Source organism: Aquabacterium sp. (assembly GCF_036279675.1).
Lineage (GTDB): Bacteria > Pseudomonadota > Gammaproteobacteria > Burkholderiales > Burkholderiaceae_C > Aquabacterium.
In genome coordinates, this window is record NZ_DASUIS010000093.1 from 20,408 (window position 1) to 30,230 (window position 9,823).

Annotated in this window: 8 protein-coding genes; 6 read left to right on the forward strand and 2 right to left on the reverse strand. The window is 63.8% G+C overall.

The features are described 5' to 3' along the window. Complete coding sequence (locus VFW93_RS11270; protein WP_329694087.1) at positions 1 to 1,566, reverse strand: NADH-quinone oxidoreductase subunit L; 1,566 nt, start codon at positions 1,564 to 1,566, stop codon at positions 1 to 3. A 97-nt stretch (positions 1,567 to 1,663) separates the two neighbouring features. On the opposite strand from VFW93_RS11270, the gene VFW93_RS11275 reads away from it, so the two are divergent. The 4 genes from VFW93_RS11275 to VFW93_RS11290 all read left to right on the forward strand — a co-directional run bounded on the left by VFW93_RS11275 (position 1,664) and on the right by VFW93_RS11290 (position 5,805). Continuing rightward, complete coding sequence (locus VFW93_RS11275) at positions 1,664 to 2,551, forward strand: LysR family transcriptional regulator (protein ID WP_329694088.1); 888 nt, start codon at positions 1,664 to 1,666, stop codon at positions 2,549 to 2,551. 192 nt (positions 2,552 to 2,743) lie between these two features. Beyond that, the gene (locus tag VFW93_RS11280; protein ID WP_329694089.1) at positions 2,744 to 4,297 is read left to right on the forward strand and encodes a methyl-accepting chemotaxis protein; all 1,554 of its coding nucleotides are present in this window, start codon (positions 2,744 to 2,746) and stop codon (positions 4,295 to 4,297) included. 74 nt (positions 4,298 to 4,371) lie between these two features. Then, the gene (locus VFW93_RS11285; RefSeq protein WP_329694090.1) at positions 4,372 to 5,088 is read left to right on the forward strand and encodes a hypothetical protein; all 717 of its coding nucleotides are present in this window, start codon (positions 4,372 to 4,374) and stop codon (positions 5,086 to 5,088) included. Between the two features lie 210 nt (positions 5,089 to 5,298). After that, on the forward strand, positions 5,299 to 5,805 hold the full coding sequence (locus VFW93_RS11290; protein ID WP_290675774.1) for a chemotaxis protein CheW: 507 nt from the start codon (positions 5,299 to 5,301) through the stop codon (positions 5,803 to 5,805). Positions 5,806 to 5,808: 3 nt separating this feature from the next. Here the strand turns inward: VFW93_RS11290 and VFW93_RS11295 are convergent, their stop codons facing one another. Next, positions 5,809 to 8,415 carry an ABC transporter permease gene (locus VFW93_RS11295; RefSeq protein ID WP_414639655.1) on the reverse strand — a complete coding sequence of 869 codons (2,607 nt, stop codon included), beginning with the start codon at positions 8,413 to 8,415 and terminating at the stop codon, positions 5,809 to 5,811. An 80-nt stretch (positions 8,416 to 8,495) separates the two neighbouring features. Between VFW93_RS11295 and VFW93_RS11300 the strand changes: the two genes are divergently transcribed. Together VFW93_RS11300 and VFW93_RS11305 are read left to right on the forward strand one after the other, a co-directional pair. After that, positions 8,496 to 9,230, forward strand: coding sequence for a YoaK family protein (locus VFW93_RS11300; protein WP_329694091.1), 735 nt, complete (start codon positions 8,496 to 8,498; stop codon positions 9,228 to 9,230). A gap of 9 nt (positions 9,231 to 9,239) precedes the next feature. Then, on the forward strand, positions 9,240 to 9,823 hold a 584-nt coding region (locus VFW93_RS11305), incomplete at its 3' end, for a class III extradiol ring-cleavage dioxygenase (protein WP_329694092.1).

Sequence of the window (9,823 nt, forward strand, 5' to 3'; positions counted from 1 at the left end):
TCAAGGTGAGGCATCCGCCAGCGGCGATGCCTTGGCGTACTGCCTGTGCTGTTGCCGGGATGGCTGTGACCAGTCGCCTGGCCACAGTTGCAATGCCAGGCGCGTGTAGGCCTCGTCGACGTAAAAGCCTGCATAGCTCCAGCGCCGCCAGTTCTTCAGCACCGCCGGTTTGTACTGCAGGCAAGCCAGGCAGAGATACAAGGCCAACATGCCCAGCAAGGCGATCAACCCCAGTACGTGGTGAGGTACATCGTGGATGCCCAACGGCAAGGCATGGGCCAGCAAGGTGACGCCAGACAGGCCAGACACCATCAACAGGCCGGCACACAGATGCCGCACACCTTCGACCAGATCAGCAAACGCCGTCGGCAGCCACAGCACGGGCGCCCAGGCCAGGCCCAGCATCACACTCCACCACCATGGCCAGGAAGACAGGCCGGACAATTCCTGCATCAACAGGATCACCGAGATCGTCAGAAGCGGCGCGGCTACCAGGCTCGCGGGCACGGGTGTTGACGTGCCGCGCATGGCTTGCAACCTGGTCTCACGCACCACGGACGATGCCGACAGGAAGGCATGGGCCTTGTAGATCGAGTGCCCAAACAGGTGCAAGGCGGCCATGGCATGCAACCCCAGACCGCACTCGAGCAGCATGAAGCCCATCTGAGCCACGGTAGACCAGGCCAGCCTGACCTTGATGCTGATGCGGGTGAGCATCACCATGCCAGCCAGGACAGCGGTCGACAGACCGAACAACAGCAGCAAGGCCCGCGCAGGCATGGCTTGCTCCAGGAGGGGTGCAAATCGAATCAGCACGAAACCGCCAAGATTGACCACCCCGGCATGTAGCAGTGCCGACACAGGCGTTGGCGCTTCCATGACCTGGATCAGCCAGCCATGCACGGGCAGCAAGGCCGTTCGCAGCATGACGGCCAGCACCAGGCCCACCGCGCAGGCTTGCAAGGATGGCGACACGCCCTCTCGACCAATGTGAGCCCATAGATCCGAGAGCGAACCACTACCGACCTCGCGCCAGGCCAAGGCTGCGGCGCCGATCAGAAGGACATCGGCCAGCCGATCGGCGATCCGCTTCTTGTGGGCAGCCAACCGCGCGAAGGCACGGTCCGGGTAGAAGCACAGCAGATGCTGCAAGGCCATCCCAACCAGGGCCCAGCTGCCGATCAGCAGGGCCCAGTGATCGGCCATCAGGAGCAGGTGTACCGCCGACAACACAAGGGCCAAAGCCGCGGCGTATCGACCTTGCCCCGCTTCCCCTTCCAGATACCGGGCGGAAAAGCTGCCGATGACGGTACCCAATACCTGCACGAGCAAGGCCATCCACAGGCCCAACGTCGACGCGTGCAGCGCCGGGTGCCAGGATTGACCACCGCCTCCCTGTACGAGTGCCCATGCGGCCATCGCCAGCGCGGCAAAAGACAGCGCCATGAAGCCTCGCCAAGGCCCGGCCATCGACCCTTTGCCCAGCCAGGACAACAAGGCCGACACCGCCATCAATAAGGCGGGCGCCAAAAGCGTGACCGACTCCAGAACCCGGGCATACGCCATCACCAAAACTCCTTGCGATACCTCGGGAGGATGATGCTTGCGCAACCATGTTCTGTAAATTACATTGATAAGAACGAATTAATCCATAAATAAGAACATGAAACTGGAGCAACTCAATTTTCATCACCTTTTCTACTTCTGGCGCGTCGCCAAACTAGGCCACCTCACCCGCGCGGCTGAAGAGCTGCACACCTCGCAATCCGCGGTGTCCGCCCAGATCCGACAGCTGGAGGAGCGCCTGGGCGAAGACCTGTTCACGCGCGAGGGCCGCCGCCTGGTACTGACGGACACCGGGCAACTCGTGCTCGCCTATGCCGACAACATCTTTGGTCTGGGACAGGAAATGCTGGGGCGGCTGCAAGGGCGCTCCGCGGGCATCACACGACTGCGCGTGGGCAGCGTGGCCACCCTGTCGCGTAACTACCAGGAAAACTGGATCCGGCCCTTGATGACCGACCCCGGTGTCGTGCTGACGCTTGAATCGGGGCACCTCGAAGGCTTGATCGCACGCCTGCTGCAACACCAGCTGGACGTGGTGCTGGCCAATGAAACCGTACCCGCCGATCCCGATCGGCCCTTGCATTGCCGCTTCCTGGGCAGCCAGTCCATCTCGGTGGTGGGACCTGCCAGCCGCTGGGGGTCGCAAAGCCTGCGCATCCCCGAGGACCTCGATGGCGTGGACATTGCCCTGCCTGGCCCACGCAACGCCTTGCGTGCGCAATTTGACGCGCTGTGCACATCCGCCGGTGTGACGCCTCGGTTAAGGGCCGAGGTGGACGACATGGCCATGCTGCGCCTGATCGCACGCGACAGCGGCTGGCTGACCGTGTTGCCGGAGGTGGTGGTACAGGACGAACTCAAGGCCGGCCTCCTGGTGACAGTCGGGCACTCGACTGCCTTGCAGGAGCGCTTCTTCGCCATCACCACACCCCAGCGCCACCGCATGGCACTGCTCGACAATCTGATGGCGCGCGCGCCGGCGTGAACCTGCTGCAGGCGCGCGTGATGTCCGCGCACCTCACCGAACGGTTTTATTTTGCTTATGCATGCGGATGAGCCTCAAGACGTGCCAAAAGTCGCCGAAACCCCCGAGGTCTAGGCGACTTGAACATGGCGAAGTGCCCTGCTTCTCGGCGCCCGAAGTGTCCGACAAACAGGCTTGGGTCTGGTCATGAACATGTTTTTCACTCTGATGCGCGGCTTCACCATCCGGTTCCGCATGTACAGCGCCATTGCGGTGGTGCTCTTTTTGCTGATGCTGGTCGGCGGCGTGGGTCTGTATGGCTTGCTGCACAACCAGAAAGCGGGAGAGGCCTACCGCAGCACCCACTTCGGAGAGGTCAGTGAACTCTCTCGCATGCGAGAAGCCATCGGCCACATGCGCGTGCACGAGAAGGATGCCATCCTTCACGCAGGTCAGGCGGACGCCGTCACCAAAGACATCCAGCGCTGGCAGGAGGCCGTCAAGACGCTGCGCGAGTTGTCAACGGACATGCTGGACGGCGAAGAAGACGATGACAACGTCATCGTGCGAAAGATGGTTGCTCAGCTTGACGACTACCAGAAAGCGTTCGAGCGCGAAACCGGCAACCTCGCCTCGGGCGCCTTGAGCAGCCATGACGCCCTCACTACGCTGGGCCCTGCCATGGCGATCGCGGACCAGTTCGAGCAGCGCACGCAGGAGATCGATGCGGTCATGGGCAAGGAGATGGCCGAGGCAGATCAGGAGCAGCGCGATACCGTCCACCAGACCATGGCCCTGTTCGGTGGCGCCGTGTTGCTGTCCATCCTGATCGTCGCGCCACTGACCATCCTCAACCAGATCTGTATTTGCAGGCCTCTGGAAGATGCCCAGCGCATCTCCGAGGCCATCGCCGCAGGACACCTGAGCAACAAGGTCGACAGCAGCGGCTCGGATGAACCAGCGCAATTGCTGGCGTCACTGGCCCAGATGCAGGAATCTCTGCGCGCCATCGTGTCGAACGTGCGCGTATCGGCGGACTCGATTTCGGTGGCTTCCAGCGAGATTGCCAGCGGCAACATGGACCTGTCGTCGCGCACGGAAAGCACCGCCTCCAGCCTTGAGGAAACCGCCAGCTCCATGGAACACCTGACCGGTACCGTCCGACACAGTGCGGAGTCAGCCCTGCAGGCCAATGAACTGGCCCAGACCGCAGCGAGCGCGGCCCATCGAGGCAACAGCATCGTGTCGGAAGTTGTCTCGAACATGGGTGAAATCGACGGCACCAGCAAACGCATCAACGACATCATCAGCGTGATCGATGGCATCGCCTTCCAGACCAACATCCTGGCATTGAATGCAGCCGTGGAAGCCGCCAGAGCAGGCGAACAGGGCCGCGGCTTTGCCGTCGTGGCAGGTGAAGTGCGCAGCCTGGCGCAGCGCAGCGCCACCGCCGCCAAGGAAATCAAGCAACTGATTCTGGCCTCCGGAGAGAAGGTGCAATCCGGTACGCGCCTGGTACACGATGCAGGTGCGGCCATGGAAGAGATCATCTCCAGCGTTCAGCGTGTGTCGGACATCATCAGCGAGATCACCACAGCCTCGACCGAACAAAGCACGGGCATTGGTCAGGTGAACCAGGCTGTGGCGAATCTGGATCAGATGACCCAGCAAAACGCCGCGTTGGTGGAACAATCAGCGGCCGCAGCCGCCAGCCTGAAAGATCAGGCCATGCGTCTGACACAGTCGATGGCCATCTTCAAGGTCTGATGCGGTCTGCATCCACACCGAGCCGTGCAACGCAGTCAAGCACGAGTTAACTTGTCCGTACGGGAGCGCGATACATGAGTCTTCGCCTTGCATGGCCTGCTGCCAACCACTGGAAATTCCTGACCGCAGGTCTGACCTGCCTGGCTGCGATGCAAGCGCAAGCGGGGCGACCACTTACCACCGACGATGCCGGCGCCAACAATCAGGCCGTGTGCCAGATTGAAACCTGGCTGGACAAGGCCAGCGATGCACACAGCACCCACCTTGCGCCGGCCTGCGGCCTGCTGGATGGTCTGGAACTGGGATTGGAATTCATCCGCGTGTCGCCTGGCGACGAGCAGACGCAAGGCCGTGCCATCGGCTTGAAGTGGGCCCCCGAATGGGCCAGCTGGGAAGGCTGGCGATTTGGACTGAAGGCAGGCACCAGCGCGGGCAAGGCACCGGACGAGCCAGACTGGCACCAGGCGGCCAACAGCTTTTCCGCACTCGCCAGCCTGTCCCTCACCAGCCAATGGACGCTCCACCTCAACCTGGGGCGCGAACACGACCGTACCGAGCACACCAGCGCCAACACCTATGCCGTGGCGCTGGCCTGGACACCTTCGGATCGCTGGGTGCTCTTTGGCGAAATGGTCGGCCACCACAACATTCCCGCCACCCAGGCAGTGGGCCTGCGCTACTGGCTGCTGCCCGAACAACTGGGCCTGGATGTGACCGCTTCCCGCACCAACGCGACGGCTGACAGCCGCGCCTGGGGCGTGGGCATAGGCTGGTACGGCATCAAGTTCTGATGTCGCGCACAACCCTGGCACAAACCCGGGCCAATTTCAGGCTTCAGTTCGGAGAGGACTGACCGATATTGATGGTGGAACCAGTCTCCACGGTGTACGCCCCGCTTGGCGCACGACCCTGATACCCGAAGGACGAGCATGGAAACCCTGCAAGCCGCCCCCCAGACACAGCCCGCTGCCCGCAGTGATGCCGCCCCTGCCGGACTGGGCATGCGCCATACCAACAATCGCCAGGTGCGCCATGTGCCCGCCGGCCGTGAATACCTCACGTTCCGCCTCGGTACCGAGGAGTACGGCATCGACATCCTGAAAGTTCAGGAAATCCGCTCGTACGAACCGCCCACCAAGATCGCCAACGCCCCCGCCTACCTCAAGGGCGTGGTGAACCTGCGCGGCGTGATCGTCCCCATCGTTGACCTGCGCGTGAAGTTCAATTGCTTCAACGAAGACGGTCAGACCGAGATCAACAGCTTCACCGTCGTCATCGTGCTCAACGTCAAGGGCCGCGTGGTCGGTGCCGTGGTGGACTCGGTGAGCGACGTGATGCAACTGGCCGAGACCGCCATCCAGCCCGCCCCGGAAATGAGCAATTCGGTCGTGGACACCACCTATATCACCGGCATCGCCAACGTGAGCGACCGCCTGCTGATCCTGATGGACATCGAATCGCTGATGGGCAGCGCCGAGATGGGCCTGATCAACAGCCTGGCCCAGTAAGCCTCATTCAGCCTGCCGCAAGGTCAGCGCCACCGGCCTGCTGACCACGCCGCGCAAGCTCCACCATCCGGCCATCCAGGCCAGCAGCGCCCCGATGAGGGCTCCGAGAAGGGGCCACCAGAGGGGCGCATTCCATTCGAACTCGAATACCTTGGTGGCCAGGCCCCAGCCAATGGCCAATGCCGCCGAGGCAGACATGGCACCTGCCAGCGCACCCAGCCCCAGCAGCTCTACGCGCTGAACGGTGGACAGCAACTGGCGCGTAGCCCCCATGGAGCGCAGCACGGCCCACTCCCTGGCGCGACGCTCACGCGAGGTCATCAAACCCGCCATGAGCACGATCAGCCCAGTAACCAGCGTGAACAAGAACAGGAACTCCACCGCCGTGATCACCTGCCCCAGCACATTCTGGATCTGCGCCAGGGTGGCGGACACATCGATCACCGTGACATTGGGATAGTTCTGCACCAGCAGGCGGTCCAGCCGAGCCTGACTGGGCAGCTTGAACGCCGTGATGTAGGTGACCGGCCATTGAGGCATGTCCGCCTTGGGCGCCATCACGAAAAAGTTCACCCGCATGGACGACCAGTCCACCTTGCGCAGGCTGGTGATACGGCCCTCCTGCACGGTGCCCGCCATGTCGAACCGGAGCCGATCACCCAGCTTCAGCCCGAGGGTTTTGGCGATGCCCTGCTCCACACTGAAGGCGTCGTCCTCGTTACGAACATATCGCCCCGCCACCACGGGGTTGTGAGCGGGCGTCTGCTGGGCATAGCTGAGGTTGAACTCGCGGTCCACCAGGCGCTGGGCGCGGTCTTCAGGATAGTCCTCGGCGCGCACGGGTTTACCGTTGATGCCAATGAGGCGGGCTCGCACCATCGGATACCAGTCGAACTGCTTGATCCCGGCATCACGCAGCGTGGCCTGAAAGGCTTCGACCTGGTCGGGCTGGATGTTGATGACGAAACGATCGGGCGCGTCAGGTGGCGTGGCATTGCGCCAGCTGGCCACCAGGTCCGTGCGGATGAGGATCAGCAGCATCAACGCCAGCAAGCCAACGCTCAAGGCACAGACCTGCACCACCGTCTGAACGGGCTGCGCGGTGAGCTGCCTCGTGCCCAAGGTCCACCAGGTGGGCGCTTGACCAGCGAGGCGGTCGGCCAGTACCCGCAGGAGTGCCACGGCCAGAAAGCCCAGGGCAGCAAAAACCAGCACGGCGCCGGCGAAGCCCCCCAGCGCGATGCCCCCCATCTTCGCGTCACGGGCCACCAGCATCAGCAAGGCCAGCAGCGCCGCACCACCCAGGCCCCATACGGCGGCCGACATGGGCCGCAGTTGTCCCAGGTCCCGCCTGAGCACGCGCAGTGGCGGCACCTGTGTCAGCTGGAGTACGGGTGGCAAGCCGAAACCCAGGGTCAGCAACACGCCCACGCCCACGCCCAAGGCCACCGGTTGCCAGCCCGCTGCCGGCAGCGACACGCCCACCAGATCAGACAGCAACGCGACAAAAACCAGGTGGAACAACCAGCCCAGCAACAAGCCCACCAGGCTGGCCATCAAGCCCACCAGCGCGAACTGGATCGCGTACGACCAGGCCATCACGCGCTGCGGCACGCCCAGCACCCGCAGCAGCGCACAGTCATCCAGGCGGCGCTGCGCAAAATCCCGCGACACGAGCGCCACCGCCACCGCAGACAGCAAGGCGGCCAGCAAGGCCACCAGGCGCAGGAAGAGCCCGGCGCGGTCCAGCGTGGCGCGCATTTCCGGGCGCCCGGTATCCAGGGTTTCGATCTTCACGCCGCGCACCTTGTCCACCACCTTGCGCGCAGCATCGACGAAGGCTTGCACCTGCTGCTTGCCGTCGGCGGGCATGGCGGCAATGGGGGTGCGGTCTGCATCCCCTGCCCTGGCGGGCCCGGCCACCAGCGCCCGGTAAGTGATGCGGCTCGCTGGCTGGACGAGCTGGGTGCGTGGCAGATCAGCTGCGCGGATCATCACCCGGGGCGAAAACGCCACGAAACCACCACCGCGATCTGGTTCGCTCACGATCACGGCCTGGATACGGAACCTCGCGTCGCCCAGCCAGAGTTCGTCGCCCACCTTCAGGTTCAGCGCCAGCAAGAGCCCCGGCTCGGTCCAGGCCTGGCCGGCAGGCGGCCCCCCCGCAGGCGCCTTGCCAGCGGGCTTGACCACGCCATCAGCCCCCATGGTGCCCAGGGTCAGTTGGCCGCGCAGGGGGTAATTCGGGCTGACGGATTTGAGTGCTACCAGACGCGTATCGCCACCAAGCTCATCCGGTGCACGCGCCATGCTGGCGAACACAGAGGTCTGCGCCACGCGCAAGCCCTGGTCTCTCGCCTTTTGAATCACCTCTTCCGGCACGGGTTGATCGGCCACCACCACTGCATCGGCCCCCAGCAACTGGGCAGCGTCGCGAGACAAGCCACGCTCGATGCGGTCGGCAAAAAAACCCACGGCCGTGAGCGCCGCCACCGCCAGCACCACGGCCAGCATGAGAAAACGCATGCTGCTGGCACGGAGATCGCGTCGCGTCTGGAGCAAGGCCCATCGCCATGCGGGTACGGTCATGCTGCTGGACATCACACTCATGTAGGTAGATTCAGGCTGGATGTGGCTCGGATTGCGCGATGATGGCAGCTTAATCCGAAGTTTGCAGATCGCCCCCACCCATGCCAGTCGATTACCTCAGGACGCTCACGGCCCCGGAGCGTACACGCCAGAGCAACCTGCATCTGGGCCTGTCTCTGGCCTTCGTGGCCGGCGCCACCAACGCAGGCGGCTTCCTGGCGGTGAAGGAATACACCTCGCACATGACCGGTGTGGTCTCCAGCATGGCCGATGACCTGGCCCTGGGCCGCATGGACCTGGTGCTCGACTGGTTCACCTCCCTGCTGGCCTTCCTGCTGGGTGCGGCCACCTCGGCCGTGATGATCAACTGGGCGCGCCGCCGGCGTTCCCGGCATGAATACACCCTGCCTCTGCTGCTGGAAGCCTCCTTGTTGCTGGCATTTGGCGTGCTGGGCTACATGCATCACCTGATCGGCACGTCCATGGGCATCACCGTGGGTCTGCTGTGCTATGTGATGGGCTTGCAGAACGCCATGATCACGAAAGTGTCCAACGCAGAGATCCGCACCACGCATGTGACCGGCCTGGTCACGGACATCGGCATCGAGCTGGGCAAGCTGCTGTACTGGAACCGCGCGCCGGACAGCGTGGCCATGCCGCTGGTTCGGGTGAATCAGGAGCGCCTGATCGTGCACGTGAAGCTCGTGCTGTCGTTTTTTGTCGGAGGGGTGATCGGCGCGCTGGGTTTCAAGCATGTCGGCTATGTGTCCACGGTGCCCTTGGCCATCGTGCTGGCATTGCTGTCGTCGGCGCAGTTCCTGCCGGCCCGTCGCTAGACTCTCTCCATGGATACCGCCCAGCCCACGCAAGACACCCCGCTGCCCGCCCTGTTCCTGTCTCACGGCTCGCCGATGATCGCGATCGAGCCGGGGGCAGCCGGGTTGTTCATGCAAGCGTTGGGGCCGGCCATTGACCAGCTCTGGGGGCGCCCCAAGGCCGTGGTGATCATGTCGCCGCACACGGCCACGCGCACGCCCTTCGTGCTGGGCGCGGCTCACCATCAGACCATCCATGACTTTGGCGGCTTCCCGGCCGCGCTGTATGAGATCCGCTATGAAGCGGCCGGCTCGCCGGCCTTGGCGCAAGAGGTCACGCGCTTGTTGACCGATGCGGGGCTGCCTGCCCAGTTCACGCCGCAAGGTGGCCTGGATCACGGCATCTGGACCACCTTGATGCATGTGTACCCAAAGGTGGATGTGCCTGTGGTGCCGGTGTCCTTGATGCCGCACACGAAGCCCGCCGACATGCTGGCCTTGGGCCGGGCGCTGCGCAGCCTGAGCAAGCAGGGCATCCTGGTGATCGGATCAGGCAGCCTGACGCACAACCTGCAGCGCTTTTTTGGCTCGCCCAGCCCGGTTGACGCCCCGGA